General features: G+C 62.8%; 13 protein-coding genes. 10 read left to right on the top strand and 3 right to left on the bottom strand.

What is annotated here, in order from left to right; genetic code table 11:
• Nucleotides 1-11 precede the first annotated feature (11 nt).
• Nucleotides 12-425 carry a DUF2269 family protein gene (locus ACM6JM_RS19920; RefSeq protein WP_039767881.1) on the top strand — a complete coding sequence of 138 codons (414 nt, stop codon included), beginning with the start codon at nucleotides 12-14 and terminating at the stop codon, nucleotides 423-425.
• A 104-nt stretch (nucleotides 426-529) separates the two neighbouring features.
• Here the strand turns inward: ACM6JM_RS19920 and ACM6JM_RS19915 are convergent, their stop codons facing one another.
• Nucleotides 530-1,186: an HAD family hydrolase gene (locus ACM6JM_RS19915; protein WP_039767882.1), complete on the bottom strand. Its 657-nt coding sequence runs from the start codon at nucleotides 1,184-1,186 to the stop codon at nucleotides 530-532.
• Nucleotides 1,187-1,329: 143 nt separating this feature from the next.
• Between ACM6JM_RS19915 and ACM6JM_RS19910 the strand changes: the two genes are divergently transcribed.
• Both ACM6JM_RS19910 and ptsP read left to right on the top strand, forming a co-directional pair.
• Nucleotides 1,330-1,809: an RNA pyrophosphohydrolase gene (locus ACM6JM_RS19910; RefSeq protein ID WP_003229203.1), complete on the top strand. Its 480-nt coding sequence runs from the start codon at nucleotides 1,330-1,332 to the stop codon at nucleotides 1,807-1,809.
• A gap of 22 nt (nucleotides 1,810-1,831) precedes the next feature.
• Complete coding sequence (gene ptsP, locus ACM6JM_RS19905; protein ID WP_414882391.1) at nucleotides 1,832-4,108, top strand: phosphoenolpyruvate--protein phosphotransferase; 2,277 nt, start codon at nucleotides 1,832-1,834, stop codon at nucleotides 4,106-4,108.
• A 225-nt stretch (nucleotides 4,109-4,333) separates the two neighbouring features.
• Here ptsP and ACM6JM_RS19900 read toward each other — a convergent pair whose 3' ends face one another.
• Nucleotides 4,334-5,080, bottom strand: a complete 747-nt coding sequence (locus ACM6JM_RS19900) for an NRDE family protein (protein ID WP_414882390.1) — start codon at nucleotides 5,078-5,080, stop codon at nucleotides 4,334-4,336.
• A gap of 131 nt (nucleotides 5,081-5,211) precedes the next feature.
• Between ACM6JM_RS19900 and ACM6JM_RS19895 the strand changes: the two genes are divergently transcribed.
• The 3 genes from ACM6JM_RS19895 (at nucleotide 5,212) to ACM6JM_RS19885 (ending at nucleotide 7,928) form a co-directional block, all read left to right on the top strand.
• On the top strand, nucleotides 5,212-5,994 hold the full coding sequence (locus tag ACM6JM_RS19895) for a sulfite exporter TauE/SafE family protein (protein ID WP_085612006.1): 783 nt from the start codon (nucleotides 5,212-5,214) through the stop codon (nucleotides 5,992-5,994).
• Nucleotides 5,995-6,090: 96 nt separating this feature from the next.
• Complete coding sequence (lgt, locus tag ACM6JM_RS19890; protein ID WP_039767887.1) at nucleotides 6,091-6,906, top strand: prolipoprotein diacylglyceryl transferase; 816 nt, start codon at nucleotides 6,091-6,093, stop codon at nucleotides 6,904-6,906.
• Nucleotides 6,907-6,956: 50 nt separating this feature from the next.
• Nucleotides 6,957-7,928, top strand: a complete 972-nt coding sequence (locus tag ACM6JM_RS19885) for a thymidylate synthase (protein ID WP_011336420.1) — start codon at nucleotides 6,957-6,959, stop codon at nucleotides 7,926-7,928.
• Nucleotides 7,929-8,047: 119 nt separating this feature from the next.
• Here ACM6JM_RS19885 and cadR read toward each other — a convergent pair whose 3' ends face one another.
• On the bottom strand, nucleotides 8,048-8,497 hold the full coding sequence (gene cadR / locus ACM6JM_RS19880; protein ID WP_007953454.1) for a Cd(II)/Pb(II)-responsive transcriptional regulator: 450 nt from the start codon (nucleotides 8,495-8,497) through the stop codon (nucleotides 8,048-8,050).
• 84 nt (nucleotides 8,498-8,581) lie between these two features.
• On the opposite strand from cadR, the gene ACM6JM_RS19875 reads away from it, so the two are divergent.
• From ACM6JM_RS19875 to ACM6JM_RS19860, 4 genes are all read left to right on the top strand, one after another.
• Nucleotides 8,582-10,891 carry a heavy metal translocating P-type ATPase gene (locus tag ACM6JM_RS19875; protein WP_414882389.1) on the top strand — a complete coding sequence of 770 codons (2,310 nt, stop codon included), beginning with the start codon at nucleotides 8,582-8,584 and terminating at the stop codon, nucleotides 10,889-10,891.
• A 16-nt stretch (nucleotides 10,892-10,907) separates the two neighbouring features.
• Nucleotides 10,908-11,771: a LysR family transcriptional regulator gene (locus tag ACM6JM_RS19870; RefSeq protein WP_414882388.1), complete on the top strand. Its 864-nt coding sequence runs from the start codon at nucleotides 10,908-10,910 to the stop codon at nucleotides 11,769-11,771.
• 233 nt (nucleotides 11,772-12,004) lie between these two features.
• Complete coding sequence (locus ACM6JM_RS19865) at nucleotides 12,005-13,081, top strand: putative 2-aminoethylphosphonate ABC transporter ATP-binding protein (RefSeq protein WP_007953451.1); 1,077 nt, start codon at nucleotides 12,005-12,007, stop codon at nucleotides 13,079-13,081.
• Nucleotides 13,081-14,805 (top strand): putative 2-aminoethylphosphonate ABC transporter permease subunit, encoded by a 1,725-nt coding sequence (locus ACM6JM_RS19860; protein ID WP_414882387.1) that lies wholly within the window; start codon nucleotides 13,081-13,083, stop codon nucleotides 14,803-14,805. Before ACM6JM_RS19865 ends, ACM6JM_RS19860 begins: the two co-directional genes overlap by 1 nt.
• The last annotated feature ends 6 nt before the right edge of the window (nucleotides 14,806-14,811 follow it).

Raw genomic sequence — 14,811 nt, 5'->3', positions numbered from 1 at the left:
AAGAGAAATACATGGAAACCCTGACCACCCTGAAAGTCCTTCACGTCGCGGCGACCGTGGTAATCCTGGCGAGCGGGCTGGGGCTCGCCGCTGCTTCCTGGCGTAATCGCAGCGAAGGGCCGGCCAGCACGATGCAGCGACCCTGGCTGTTCGTCTGGTGTCTGATGCTGATCGGCGTGCTCAGCATGCCTTTCACCGGCTGGTGGCTGGTGCACCTGGTTGGCTGGCCACTGGGGCAGTTCTGGATTCTGGGGTCCAGCGTGATCTATGCCGTGGCCACCTTCAGTGCGGTCTGGCTGCTTGTTCGGCTTAATCGGCTGTGGACAAGCGGGGTCGGCAACCGGAAATTCAATCTGGCGCTGGCGATTGTCAGCGGCGTCGGATTTCTGGCCATTGCGGCGTTGATGGGGGCCAAGCCGGTTTGAGGCTTGGCATCGTGTCGACCCGTTCGCGAGCAGGCTCGCTCCCACATTGATCTGATGCGTTCACAAATTCCTTGTGGGAGCTGGCCTTGCCAGCGATGGCGATATCAGCCGCGCAGACTGATGACGGGCCAGCCACGTTTCTCGGCTTCGGCCAGCAGGTTCGGGTCAGGGTCGACCGCCACCGGATTCGTCACCTGCTCCAGCAGCGGCAAGTCGTTCATCGAGTCGCTGTAGAAGTAGCTGCCTTCCAGCGAATATCCGGTTTCTTCCAGCCAGCGGTTCAGGCGCGTCACCTTGCCTTCGCGGAAGCACGGCACGTCGGTGCTGCGTCCGGTGTAGCGACCGTCCTGCATCTCGCACTCGGTGGCGATCAGGGTTTCGACGCCCAGGCGCACGGCGATCGGCGCGGTGACGAAGCGGTTGGTGGCGGTGATGATCACCAGTTTGTCGCCGGCATCGCGGTGCTTTTTCAGCAGATCGAGCGCCTTGGGCAGGACGATCGGCTCGATGCAGTCGCGCATGTAATCGCTGTGCCATTGCTCAAGCACGGCCATCTCGGTACGGCCGAGGATTTCCAGGCAGAAGTTCAGGTAAGCGGCGTTATCCAGTTTGCCGGCCAGGTAATCCTGATAGAACTCGTCGTTGCGCGCCTTGTAGGCGATCGGGTCGAGGAAGCCGCGTTCGCACAGATAATCGCCCCAAGCGTGATCGCTGTCGCCGCCCAGAAGGGTGTTGTCCAAATCGAATAAAGCCAGGCGCATTGCAGTTACCCGCTGAAAAGTCAGTAAAAAGGCCACAAGAATACGGTCTTTTCACAAGAGTGCACATAAGCTCGGAACCTTCGTTGCCGCCTTCACAACCTTTGTGGAACAATGCGGCGACATGCGTTTGCGAGGTTGTTGCCGTGATCGACCCCGATGGTTTCCGCCCTAATGTCGGGATCATTCTGACGAATGACGCCGGCCAGGTGCTATGGGCTCGCCGTATCAATCAGGATGCCTGGCAGTTTCCGCAAGGGGGAATCAACCCCGAGGAGACGCCCGAAGACGCCTTGTACCGCGAGCTGAACGAAGAAGTTGGCCTGGAACGCGAAGATGTTGAAATACTGGCCTGCACCCGGGGCTGGTTGCGCTATCGTTTGCCGCAACGTCTGGTGCGAACCCACAGCCAACCGCTGTGCATCGGCCAGAAACAGAAATGGTTTCTCCTGCGCCTGATCTCCAACGAGCAGCGGGTGCGGATGGATTTGACCGGTAAACCGGAGTTCGATGGCTGGCGCTGGGTCAGTTATTGGTATCCGTTGGGCCAGGTGGTGACATTCAAGCGCGAAGTGTATCGCCGCGCTCTCAAAGAGCTTGCCCCGCGCCTTTTAGCGCGCGACTGACGACGGAGTTCGACCCCGAGCCATGCTCAATACGCTGCGCAAGATCGTCCAGGAAGTTAACTCCGCCAAGGATCTCAAGGCGGCGTTGGGGATTATTGTGTTGCGCGTCAAAGAGGCCATGGGCAGCCAGGTCTGCTCGGTCTACCTGCTTGATCCAGAGACCAATCGCTTCGTGCTGATGGCCACCGAGGGCTTGAACAAGCGCTCGATCGGCAAGGTCAGCATGGCACCCAACGAGGGTCTGGTCGGCCTGGTCGGCACGCGTGAAGAACCCCTGAACCTCGAAAACGCCGCGGATCACCCGCGCTACCGCTACTTTGCCGAGACCGGCGAGGAGCGCTACGCCTCGTTTCTCGGGGCGCCGATCATTCACCACCGCCGCGTCGTCGGCGTGTTGGTCATCCAGCAGAAAGAACGCCGCCAGTTCGATGAGGGTGAAGAAGCCTTCCTCGTGACCATGAGCGCGCAGCTCGCCGGCGTAATCGCCCACGCCGAGGCCACCGGCTCGATCCGTGGTCTGGGCCGTCAGGGCAAGGGCATCCAGGAAGCCAAGTTCGTCGGCGTCCCGGGTTCGCCGGGCGCAGCGGTCGGTACCGCGGTGGTCATGCTGCCACCGGCGGATCTGGACGTGGTGCCGGACAAGACCATCACCGACATCGACGCGGAACTGGCGCTGTTCAAGACCGCCATCGAAGGCGTGCGCGCCGACATGCGTGCGTTGTCGGCCAAACTGGCGACCCAGCTGCGGCCGGAAGAGCGCGCGCTGTTCGACGTCTACCTGATGATGCTCGACGATGCCTCGCTGGGCAGCGAAATCACCAACGTGATCAAGACCGGGCAGTGGGCCCAGGGCGCACTGCGCCAGGTCGTGACCGATCACGTCAACCGTTTCGATCTGATGGACGACGAGTACCTGCGGGAGCGGGCGTCGGACGTCAAGGACCTGGGCCGCCGGCTGCTCGCCTATTTGCAGGAAGAGCGTCAGCAGAACCTGGTCTACCCGGAAAAAACCATTCTGGTCAGCGAAGAACTGACGCCGGCGATGCTCGGCGAGGTGCCGGAAGGCACGCTGGTCGGTCTGGTGTCGGTACTCGGTTCGGGCAACTCCCACGTCGCGATCCTGGCCCGGGCCATGGGCATCCCGACAGTAATGGGTCTGGTCGATCTGCCGTACGCCAAGGTTGACGGCATCGAAATGATCGTCGACGGCACACGGGGCGAGGTCTACACCAACCCCAGCGAAGTGCTGCGCAAGCAGTTCACCGAGGTGGTGGAGGAAGAGAAGCAACTGGCGCTGGGGCTCGATACCCTGCGCGACCTGCCGTGTGTGACCCTGGACGGCCACCGCATGCCACTGTGGGTCAACACCGGCCTGCTGGCGGACGTGGCGCGAGCGCAGAAGCGCGGCGCCGAAGGCGTCGGTCTGTACCGCACCGAAGTGCCGTTCATGATCAACCAGCGCTTCCCGAGCGAGAAGGAACAACTGGCGATTTACCGCGAGCAGCTCGCTGCATTCCACCCGCAACCGGTGACCATGCGCAGCCTGGACATCGGCGGTGACAAGTCGCTGTCGTACTTCCCGATCAAGGAAGACAACCCGTTCCTCGGCTGGCGCGGCATTCGCGTCACCCTCGACCACCCGGAAATCTTCCTGGTGCAGACCCGTGCGATGCTCAAGGCCAGCGAAGGCCTGAACAACTTGCGGATCCTGCTGCCGATGATCTCCGGCATCCACGAACTCGAAGAGGCGCTGCACCTGATCCACCGGGCCTGGGGCGAAGTGCGCGACGAAGGCACCGACGTGCCGATGCCGCCGGTGGGCGTGATGATCGAAATTCCTGCGGCGGTCTACCAGACCAAAGAGCTGGCGCGGATGGTGGACTTCCTGTCGGTCGGCTCCAACGACCTGACCCAGTACCTGCTGGCGGTGGACCGCAACAACCCGCGGGTGGCCGATCTCTACGACTACCTGCACCCGGCGGTGCTGCAAGCCCTGCAAACCGTGGTGCGCGACGCCCATGCCGAAGGCAAGCCGGTGAGCATCTGCGGCGAGATGGCCGGTGACCCGGCGGCCGCGGTGCTGTTGATGGCGATGGGTTTCGACAGCCTGTCGATGAACGCCACCAACCTGCCGAAGGTGAAGTGGATGCTGCGTCAGATCAACCTGAGCAAGGCCAAGGACCTGCTGGCGGAACTGATGACCATCGACAACCCGCAGGTCATCCACAGCTCGCTGCAACTGGCGCTGAAGAATCTTGGGTTGGCGAAGATGGTCAATCCGGCGGCGGCCAAGGTCTGAAGTCAAAAGCCTGAGATCAAAAGCTTACCCTCACCCTAACCCTCTCCCGGAGGGAGAGGGGACTGATTGGGGGTTGCTGCAGAGATCCGTCGACCTGGAGTTGCTGTAGTGAATCCATAATCGACACAGGTTTTTCAGGTCGATGTCTAGCTCAAGACACCTCGGTCGGCCCCCTCTCCCTCCGGGAGAGGGCTGGGTGGGCGGCGTTCCGATGAGGGCTTGCTTTTAAAGGTAAATCTCAACTTCCCCCAAGTGCCCGCCATACGGCCCGAAACTCCGCTCCACCATCCGCCGCGTCCCATCCGCCTGCACAATCAACGCCGTACTCGCCCGAGTCCCATAGCTCTGGCTGGCAATAAACACACTCGACAACAACGACTCGGTCGCCAGGCCCACGCCGGTGTCCGGCAGCTCGGCAAACGGCGCGGTCTGGGCATCGCTCAATAAGGCCAGCAGCCGCTCGGGCTGCGGATCATCCAGCACCGCACTCAATGCCGCCTTGGCCTTGAGCAGTTTCGGCCACGGCGTATCCAGCCCGGCGTTGGACAGGCCATAGACGCCGGGCTGCAACATCACCGGTTCCGAAGACCGCGCATTGAAGTGCCACAGCTCGTTGGCATTGCCCAGCAGCAGGTTGAAGCCGGCATAGTCCGGCGAACGGGTGACAACGTCGGACAAATAGTCATCGATCGACAGGTTTCCGGTCAGAAAACCCGCCACCAACTCGCCCCGAGAGCGTCGGGCCGGCGGCTGATGCGGATCACGAATATTGGTCAGCGCCGCAAAACGACCGTTGGCGCCCAGACCGAGCCAGGTTCCCCCAGCCTCAAGATCGCGACCGGCGTGAACGTGCGGCGACTCGGGCCACTGCGCCAGCGGCAGGCTGGGCCGGGCGTAGAACTCGTCACGGTTGGCCGCGACGATCAGCGGCTGGGCATGCCCCGGCCGCCAGGCGAAAACGATCAGGCACATAAGGTGGTCCTTGTGTGTTTTTTGCCCACTCTACGCAGACATCGTCCGTGCATCCATCGCCAGTGGAGCCGAAGGGTATCCATCCGTTACCATGCCGCTCCGGTTTTGGGGACGCGCCTTGGGAGGCAGTCATGGAATTTCTGCTCTATCTGGCGCTGGGCGCCTGTGCGGGCGTACTGGCCGGGCTGTTCGGGGTGGGCGGCGGGATCATCATCGTCCCGGTGCTGGTGTTCAGTTTCACCTTGCAGGGCTTCGATCCGTCGATCCTGACCCATCTGGCGGTCGGCACGTCCCTGGCGACGATCATCTTCACTTCGGTCAACGCCGTGCGTGAGCATCACCGGCGCGGTGCGGTGCGCTGGCCGATCTTCCGCTGGATGACCGTGGGCATTCTGCTCGGCGCCGGTTTCGGTGCATTGACCGCCGAAGCGATATCCGGTCCGAACCTGCAAAAGATCATCGGTGTGTTCGCCCTGATAATCGCCGCGCAGCTGGCGCTGGACGTCAAACCCAAGGCCAGCCGAACGGTGCCGGGCAAACTCGGTCTGACCGTGGCCGGCAGTGTGATCGGCTGGGCATCGGCGATTTTCGGGATTGGCGGCGGTTCGCTGACCGTGCCGTTCCTGACCTGGCGCAGCGTGCCGATGCAGCAGGCGGTGGCGACCTCGTCGGCCTGTGGCCTGCCGATCGCCGTCGCCAGTGCCATAAGTTTCATGATTCTGGGCTGGCATGATCCGTTGCTGCCGGCCCATAGTCTCGGTTTTGTGTATTTGCCGGCGCTTTTGGGCATTGCCCTGACCAGCATGGTGTTCGCCCGTCTCGGCGCGCGGCTGGCGCACAGGTTGTCGCCGAAGTTGCTGAAACGGCTGTTCGCGGCTTTGCTGTTTTGCGTGGGCCTGAGCTTTCTGTTCTGAGCCGTCTGTTTTGGCAGGTCGCAATCCTGGCTTAATCCTGAGGTGACAGCGTCGCCCGGGAATTTTTGAAGATTTGAACGCTAACGAGGAGTCGCAATGCTGCCTTACCCGCAGATCGATCCGGTGGCTTTGGCCATCGGTCCGCTGAAAATCCACTGGTACGGCCTGATGTACCTGGTCGGCATCGGCGGCGCGTGGCTGCTGGCATCGCGCCGGCTCAACCGTTTCGACCCGACCTGGACCAAGGAAAAACTGTCCGACCTGGTGTTCTGGCTGTCGATGGGGGTGATTGTCGGCGGGCGTCTGGGTTATGTGCTGTTCTATGACCTGAGCGCTTACCTGGCCAACCCGACACTGATTTTCGAAGTGTGGAAGGGCGGCATGTCGTTCCACGGCGGTTTCATCGGCGTGATGCTGGCCGCACTGTGGTTCGGCAAGCGTAACGGCAAGTCGTTCTTCCAGCTGATGGACTTCGTCGCGCCGATGGTGCCGATCGGCCTGGGCGCCGGGCGTATCGGCAACTTCATCAACGCCGAGTTGTGGGGCAAGGCCACCGACGTGCCGTGGGCCATGGTGTTCCCGCCGTTCAGCGACCCGGCGCAACTGCCTCGTCACCCGTCGCAGCTGTATCAGTTCGCGCTCGAAGGCGTGGCGCTGTTCCTGATCCTCTGGCTGTTCTCGCGCAAGCCACGGCCGACCATGGCGGTCTCGGGCATGTTCGCGCTGTTTTATGGCATCTTCCGTTTCATCGTCGAATTCGTCCGCGTGCCGGACGCGCAACTGGGCTATCTGGCCTGGAACTGGCTGACCATGGGTCAGGTACTCTGCGTACCGATGATCATCGGCGGGCTGTTCCTGATCTGGCTGGCCTACCACCGCGCCCCGGCGGCGCCGGTTGCACCGACAGCTTAAATATTCGAACCCCGGCGATGTCTGCCGGGGCTCAAGGACACAGGTAACTCATGAAGCAATATCTCGATCTGGTGTCGCACGTCATCAACAACGGCACCAAACAGGCCAACCGTACCGGCGTGAACACCATCAGCTTTCCGGGCGCCATGCTGCGCTTCGATCTGCAGGAAGGTTTCCCGGCGATCACCACCCGCAAGATGGCCTTCAAATCGGCCATCGGCGAGATGTGCGGCTTTCTGCGTGGCGTGAACAACGCCGCCGAATTCCGTGCGCTGGGCTGCAAGGTCTGGGATCAGAACGCCAACGAAAACGCTCAGTGGCTGGCCAATCCGTTCCGTCAGGGCGAAGACGACCTCGGCGAAATCTACGGCGTGCAATGGCGCAAATGGCCGGCGTACAAGCAGATCCCGCTGAGCAACACCGCCGCCATCGAACAAACCCTGAGCAACGGCTACAAGCAGATTGCCCAGGGCGAAGAAGACGGCCAGGCCTACGTGGTGCTGTACAAGGCCATCGATCAGGTGCGCCAGTGCGTCGACACGATCATCAAGGATCCGGGCAGCCGGCGCATCCTGTTCCACGGCTGGAACTGCGCCCAGCTCGATGAAATGGCCCTGCCGCCGTGCCATCTGCTGTACCAGTTCCACCCGAATGTCGAGACCAAGGAAATCTCCCTGACCCTCTACATCCGCTCCAACGACCTGGGCCTGGGCACGCCGTTCAACCTCACCGAAGGCGCCGCGCTGCTGAGCCTGATCGGTCGCCTGACCGGCTACACGCCGCGCTGGTTCACCTATTTCATCGGTGACGCCCACGTCTACGAAAACCACCTGGACATGCTCAACGAACAGCTCAAGCGCGAGCCGTTCGCCATGCCGAAACTGAAGATTTCGGATCGCGTGCCGGAGTTTGCCAAGACCGGTGTTTATCAGCCGGAGTGGCTGGAGCTGGTTGAACCGAGTGATTTTTCGCTGGAAGGCTACGAGCACCATGCGCCGATGACCGCGCCGATGGCGGTCTAGTCGGCAGGATCGTTCCCACGCTCTGCGTGGGAATGAATCCCGTGACGCTCCGCGTCACTTTGGACGCGGAGCGTCCATGGCGGCATGCCCACGCGGAGCATGGGAACGAGCGTCAATCGTTAGTGGCCGTGGCTGCGGCCCACATGCGAATGCTCAACCTCCGCCGCCACAACCCCGCCACTCACTTCCAGCCGCTGCAGGATCCCGCACTGATCCGCCTCCGGCCCTTCGCCACAACGCTGGCGCAGGTCGAGCAGTTGCGTCTGCAACGCCAGTAGCCCGTCGATCCGCGCCTTGACGTGCTGGATGTGTTCGTCGATCAGCGCATTCACGCTTTCGCACTGATCCTGCGGGCTGTCGCGCAGGGCGAGCAGGCTGCGGATTTCTTCGAGGGTCATGTCGAGTGTGCGGCAGTTGCGGATGAAGGTCAGGCGCTCGGCATGCGCCTGGGTGTAGACGCGGTAGTTGCCGTCGCTGCGGGCCGGTTCCGGCAGCAGGTTTTCACGCTCGTAGTAGCGGATGGTTTCCACGGCGCAATCGGTCTGTTTCGCCAGTTCTCCGATCTTCATGACGGCAATCTCCAAAAGGGTGCTTGACCCTATAGTGGCTACAGGGTCTTTACTTGGCAACAGGCACCTTCATGGACGCGACCAATGAGCGATTCCCTGCACACCCACAAGCCCGGCGACGGGCACGATCACAGTCACAAACTGCAGCCTGTGCATAAACATGCCCACGCCGGCGATTCCTGCTGCGGGTCGAAAACCGTTACGCCTGCGCCGGTTCATTCGAGTGAAGACTCGTGCTGTTCGTCGAAAGTCGCCGCACCTTCGCTTGTTCAACTGAGCGAGGCAAAAAGCGCCGACGCCCGGCTGAGCAGCTTCCGCATCGAAGCGATGGACTGCCCGACCGAACAGACGCTGATCCAGAACAAGCTCGGCAAACTGGCCGGGATCCAGCAGCTGGAATTCAACCTGATCAATCGCGTGCTCGGCGTGACCCACAATCTGCCGGACACCGCGCCAATCATCGACGCGATCAAATCCCTCGGTATGCAGGCCGAGCCGCTGGAGGCGGGCGTTGAATCGCCGGTTGCAGCGCCGGTGAAAAAACATTGGTGGCCACTGGCGCTGTCCGGCGTCGGTGCGCTGGCTGCTGAAGTTATCCACTTCACCAGCGCCGCGCCGACCTGGGTGGTGGCGATCATCGCGTTGATCTCGATCCTCAGCGGCGGCCTCACCACCTACAAAAAGGGCTGGATCGCCCTGAAGAACCGCAACCTCAACATCAATGCGCTGATGAGCATCGCCGTGACCGGCGCCGTGTTGATCGGCCAGTGGCCGGAAGCGGCGATGGTGATGTTCCTGTTCACCGTGGCCGAGCTGATCGAAGCGCGCTCGCTGGATCGCGCGCGCAACGCCATCAGCGGCCTGATGCAGATGACTCCGGAGCAGGCGACGGTGTTGCAGGCTGACGGCAACTGGGTCGAACTGGACGTCAAAAGTATCGATCTCGGCGCCCGCGTGCGGGTCAAGCCCGGTGAGCGTATCGCGCTGGACGGTGAAGTCGTCAGCGGCAGTTCGACCATTGATCAGGCGCCGATCACCGGTGAAAGCCTGCCGGTGGAAAAAACCGTTGGCGACAAGGTGTTCGCCGGCACCATCAACCAGGCCGGTTCGCTGGAATATGCGGTGACCGCTGCGGCGAACAATTCCACCCTGGCGCGAATCATCCACGCCGTGGAACAGGCGCAAGGTGCACGGGCGCCGACTCAGCGCTTCGTCGATCAGTTCTCGAAAATCTACACCCCGGTGGTCTTCGTCCTGGCCCTGGCCGTGGCGATCATCCCGCCGCTGTTCATGGGCGCCGCGTGGTTCGACTGGATCTACCGCGCGCTGGTGCTGCTGGTGGTCGCTTGCCCGTGTGCGCTTGTTATTTCCACCCCGGTGACCATCGTCAGTGGCCTCGCCGCAGCGGCGCGCAAAGGCATTCTGGTCAAGGGCGGCGTGTACCTGGAGGGCGGTTTCAAACTCGACTATCTGGCCCTCGACAAGACCGGCACCCTCACCCACGGCAAACCGGTGCAGACCGATTACCTGTCCCTCGACCCGACCGCCGACGCCACGGCCCCGGCCATTGCCGCCGCGCTGGCCGGGCGCTCCGATCACCCGGTGTCGCTGGCCATCGCCAACGCTGCTGTGGATAAAGGTTTGGCGGCGCGGGTTGTGGATAACTTCGAAGCGCTGGCCGGCCGTGGGGTAAAAGGCGAGGTCAACGGTCAGGTCTACCATTTGGGCAACCACCGTCTGGTCGAAGAGCTGGGCCTGTGCTCGCCGCAACTGGAAGAAAAACTGTTCGCGCTGGAGAAACAGGGCAAGTCCGTGGTGCTGCTGCTCGACCGCTCCGGCCCGCTGGCGCTGTTCGCCGTGGCGGATACGGTCAAGGAAACCAGCCGCGAGGCGATCCGCCAATTGCACGAACTGGGCGTGAAAACCCTGATGCTCACCGGCGACAACGTCCACACCGCCCAGGCGATTGCGGCGCAGGTCGGGATCGATCAGGCCAAGGGCGACTTGCTGCCCACCGATAAACTGCAAGCCATCGAAGACCTGTACGCGCAGGGCCATCGGGTCGGCATGGTCGGCGACGGTATCAACGACGCGCCTGCACTGGCGCGGGCGGAGATCGGTTTTGCGATGGCGGCGGCAGGCACCGACACGGCGATCGAAACCGCCGATGTCGCCCTGATGGACGACGATCTGCGCAAGATTCCGGCGTTCATCAGCCTGTCGCGCCATACCGCCGCTATCCTCAAACAGAACATCGCGCTGGCGCTGGTGATCAAGGCGATCTTTCTTGGGGTAACCTTCGCCGGGCTCGCCACCATGTGGATGGCGGTGTTTGCCGACATGGGCGTGAGCCTGCTGGTGGTGTTCAACGGTTTGCGCCTGTTGCGCAAATAGAGGAAGAGGGGCGGTTGTGCTGAGTGCCGAGCTGAAAGCGTTTTACATGGTGGCCCGTTTGGGCAGCATCACGCTGGCGGCGAAAAAGCTCGGCCTCAGTCAACCGACCGTGACCACGCAGATCCGCAATCTGGAAAGCCAGTATTCGGTTGAGCTGTTCTACCGTGGCGGCCGGCGTCTGAGCGTCAGCGACGAAGGCGCGCGGCTGTTGCCGATGGTCAAGGCGCTGTTGCAGCAGGAAGCCGATATCGAATTCTTCCTGCGCAACAGCGGCCAGGTCCAGGGCACGCTGCGCATCGCCGCCACCGCGCCGTATTACATCCTCGATCTGGTGAAGACCTTCCGCGAGCGCCTGCCGCAGGTGGAAGTGTCGGTGGAAATCGGCAACTCGCAGCAGGTGCTCGAAGCGCTGGAGGATTACCGGGTGGATGTCGCGGCATCCTCGCAGTTGCTCGACGATGCGCGGCTGATCCGCCGGGTGCTCGGCAGCGATCCGCTGGTGCTGGCGGTGCATCGCAATCATCCGCTGGCGGCGCACGACCATGTGGCGCTGAGCGCGCTGGCCGGGCATACCCTGTTGATGCGTGAGCCGGGCTCGACCACCCGTCGCCTGACCGAAGAATTGCTGGCCAGTGCCGGCGTCAGTTTCGGCCCGCTGCTGGAGATCGGCAGCCGCGAGTCGATCCGCGAAGCGGTGCTGCGCAACATCGGCATCAGCATCATCGCCCGCCAGGAAGTGCCGCACGATCCGCAGTTGCGGGTGCTGACCCTCGAAAATGCGCCGCAGATTCCCGAATACCTCTACTGCCTCAAGGAACGCAAGAACGCCCGGTTGCCGGCGGCGTTTCTCGGGCTGGCGCAGGAAATGTCCCCGGCTTGATCGTAATGATCGTTCCCACGCTCTGCGTGGGAATGCCTCATTGGACGCTCTGCGTCCGCTCTTGGGACGCGGAGCGTCCCGGGCTGCATTCCCACGCAGAGCGTGGGAACGATCCGCGATCCGCGGTGAACCAAAATCCCTGAATACCACTATCGGTCGATTTTGCCTTGTTGCCATATGACCGACGCATTACAACTCTAGGATTCGTCTCATCTGCTTGATGAGGCCTGTCCATGAACCCTGCAATCGCAACTGCCCTGACCAACCCCGGCGCACCGATGAAAGTGCGCGGCGTGCAGAAGCGCTTCGGCGCTTTCACGGCGCTGGATAACGTCTCCCTCGATGTCGCGGCCGGTGAGCTGGTGTGCCTGCTCGGCCCGTCGGGCTGTGGCAAGACCACGTTGCTGCGTTGCATCGCCGGTCTGGAGAAGCAGGACAGCGGCGAGTTGTACCTCGGCGAGCGCGACGTTTCCCACCTCGCGCCGCAGGCTCGGGATTACGGCATCCTGTTCCAGTCCTACGCGCTGTTCCCCAATCTGACCGTCGAAGCGAACATTGCCTACGGCCTCGCCGGCAGCGGTCGCGATGAAGTGCGCCGTCGCGTCGGCCAGATGCTGGAACTGGTCGGCCTCACCGGCAGTGAGAAAAAGTACCCGGGCCAATTGTCCGGTGGCCAGCAGCAACGGGTGGCACTGGCCCGCGCCCTGGCTCCCGCGCCGTCGTTGCTGTTGCTCGACGAACCGATGTCGGCCCTCGACGCCCGGGTCCGCGAGCATCTGTGCACCGAGCTGCGCCAGCTGCAACGCAACCTCGGCATCACCACCCTGATGGTCACCCACAATCAGGACGAAGCCATGCTGATGGCCGACCGCATCGCCGTGATGAACAACGGCAAGGTCGAGCAGTACGCCACCCCGCAGGAAATCTACAACCGCCCGGCCACGCCGTTCGTGGCCGAGTTCGTCGGCCAGGGCAACTGGCTGCCGTTCCAGCGCAGCAGCGACAGCCACGCCAAGGTCGGCGGGATGAACCTGCGCCTGGCCGACGGCAGCGTCCACAGCCCATCGGGCCGGTTGTTCTGCCGTCCGGAAGCGATCAACGTCAATCCGTTGGTGCACGAAGAAAACCTGTTCCCGGCCAAGGTCCGCGAGATCACCTTCCTCGGCAACCGCTGCCGCATGAGCTTCGAGCTCGATCAACTTCCCGGTCACGCCTTGCTCGCCGAACTGGCACCAGAAGCCATGCCACGCCTCGGCGCCCAGCAGATCATGGTCGCCTTGCCGCCACGCAGCCTGCAGGTGTTTGCCTGATGAACAGCAACCTCGCACTGCCGCTACCGCAAAAGCAGGCGCGGCAGGTGTCCGGGGCCGAGGTCGGCGACCGGATCTTCGTCCTCGGCGGCAAACTCCTGCTGTTGGTGCTGCTCGGTGTGGCGGTGCTGTTGCCATTGCTGGCGATCTTCTGGCGCGGCTTCAGCAGCGAAGCCGGGCAGGGCGGTGGCTGGCTCGCTGCGAAGGAACTGGTGACCAGCGACAATTTCCACTGGCTGCTCGGCAACAGCCTGAAGGTTTCCCTCAGCGTCGCGGCGATCGTCGTACCGCTGGCCTACCTGTTTGCCTACGCCTTGCAGCGCACGATGATTCCGGCAAAAGGCATCTGGCGCGGGATTTCGCTGCTGCCGCTGATGGCACCTTCGATGTTGCCGGGGATCGCGCTGGTCTATCTGTTCGGCAATCAGGGCCTGTTGCGCGGACTGCTGTCGGACAACATCTACGGTTTCTGGGGGATTGTTCTGGGCGAGGTGATCTACACCTTCCCACACGCCTTGATGATTTTGCTGTCAGCCCTGTCGCTGGCGGATGCGCGATTGTTCGACGCTGCGTCGAGCATGGGCGCCAGTCCGGCGAAAGCCTTCCGCAGCATCACCTGGCCCGCGACCCGCCAGGCTGTGTTCGCCGCGTTCTGTCTGGTGTTCACCCTGACCATCACCGATTTCGGTGTGCCGGTGGTGGTCGGTGGCGACTATCAAGTGCTGGCGCTGGAAGCCTACAAAGCGGTGGTCGGCCAGCAGCAATTCGGGCGCGGTGCGCTGATCGGCATGGTTCTGTTGCTGCCGGCACTGTTCAGCTTCGGCGTCGATGCCTGGCTGCGTCGGCGTCACGGTGATTCCATGAGCGGCCGCGCCCAGGTGTTCAAACCGGCACCGTCGAAGAAGCGCGATGCCTTTTATCTCAGCCTGGTCCTGCTGATCAGCGCCGCGTTGCTGCTGGTATTCGGCATGGCGGTGTTCTCGTCGCTGGTGAAGTTCTGGCCGTACAACCTGTCGCTGTCGCTCAACCACTATCAGTTCAACGAGACCGCTGGCGGTGGCTGGCTGGCCTACGGCAACAGTTTGAAGATGGCGCTGGGCACGGCGTTGATCGGCAGCATGCTGATCTTCACCGGCGCCTATCTGATGGAAAAGACCCGCAGCCAGCGCGGGCTGAATCTGACACTGCGCATGCTCAGTTTCGTACCGATGGCGGTGCCGGGGCTGGTGCTCGGTCTGGGTTACGTCTTCTTCTTCAACCTGACCGGCAACCCGCTGCACGTGTTGTACGGAACCATGACCCTGCTGATCGTCTGCACCATTGCTCACTATTTGACCACTGCGCAGATGACCGCCACCACCGCGCTGCGTCAGCTCGACGCCGAATTCGAAGCCGCCGCGCTGTCGCTCAAGGCGCCGCTGTACCGGCATTACCTGCGGGTCACCGTGCCGATCTGCCTGCCGGCGCTGCTGGACATCGTGCGCTACCTGTTCGTCTCGGCCATGACCACCGTGTCCGCCGCGATCTTCCTCTACAGCCCCGACACCATCCTCGCGGCGGTAGCGGTATTGAACATGGATGACGCCGGCAACGTCGGCGGCGCGGCGGCGATGTCGACCCTGATTCTGTTCACCTCGGCGGGCGTGTCCTTGCTGCTGGCGTGGGCTTCGCGCGGCTTGCTGCGCCGTTCCCAGGCCTGGCGGCAAACGGCGCCCGGTCACTGATCTACG

Origin of the sequence: Pseudomonas sp. IT-P2 (genome assembly GCF_949767575.1) — a bacterium.
Classification (GTDB): domain Bacteria; phylum Pseudomonadota; class Gammaproteobacteria; order Pseudomonadales; family Pseudomonadaceae; genus Aquipseudomonas; species Aquipseudomonas pharyngis.
The sequence above is the reverse complement of the archived record's forward strand: the minus strand, read 5'-3'. Positions and strand labels throughout refer to the sequence as shown.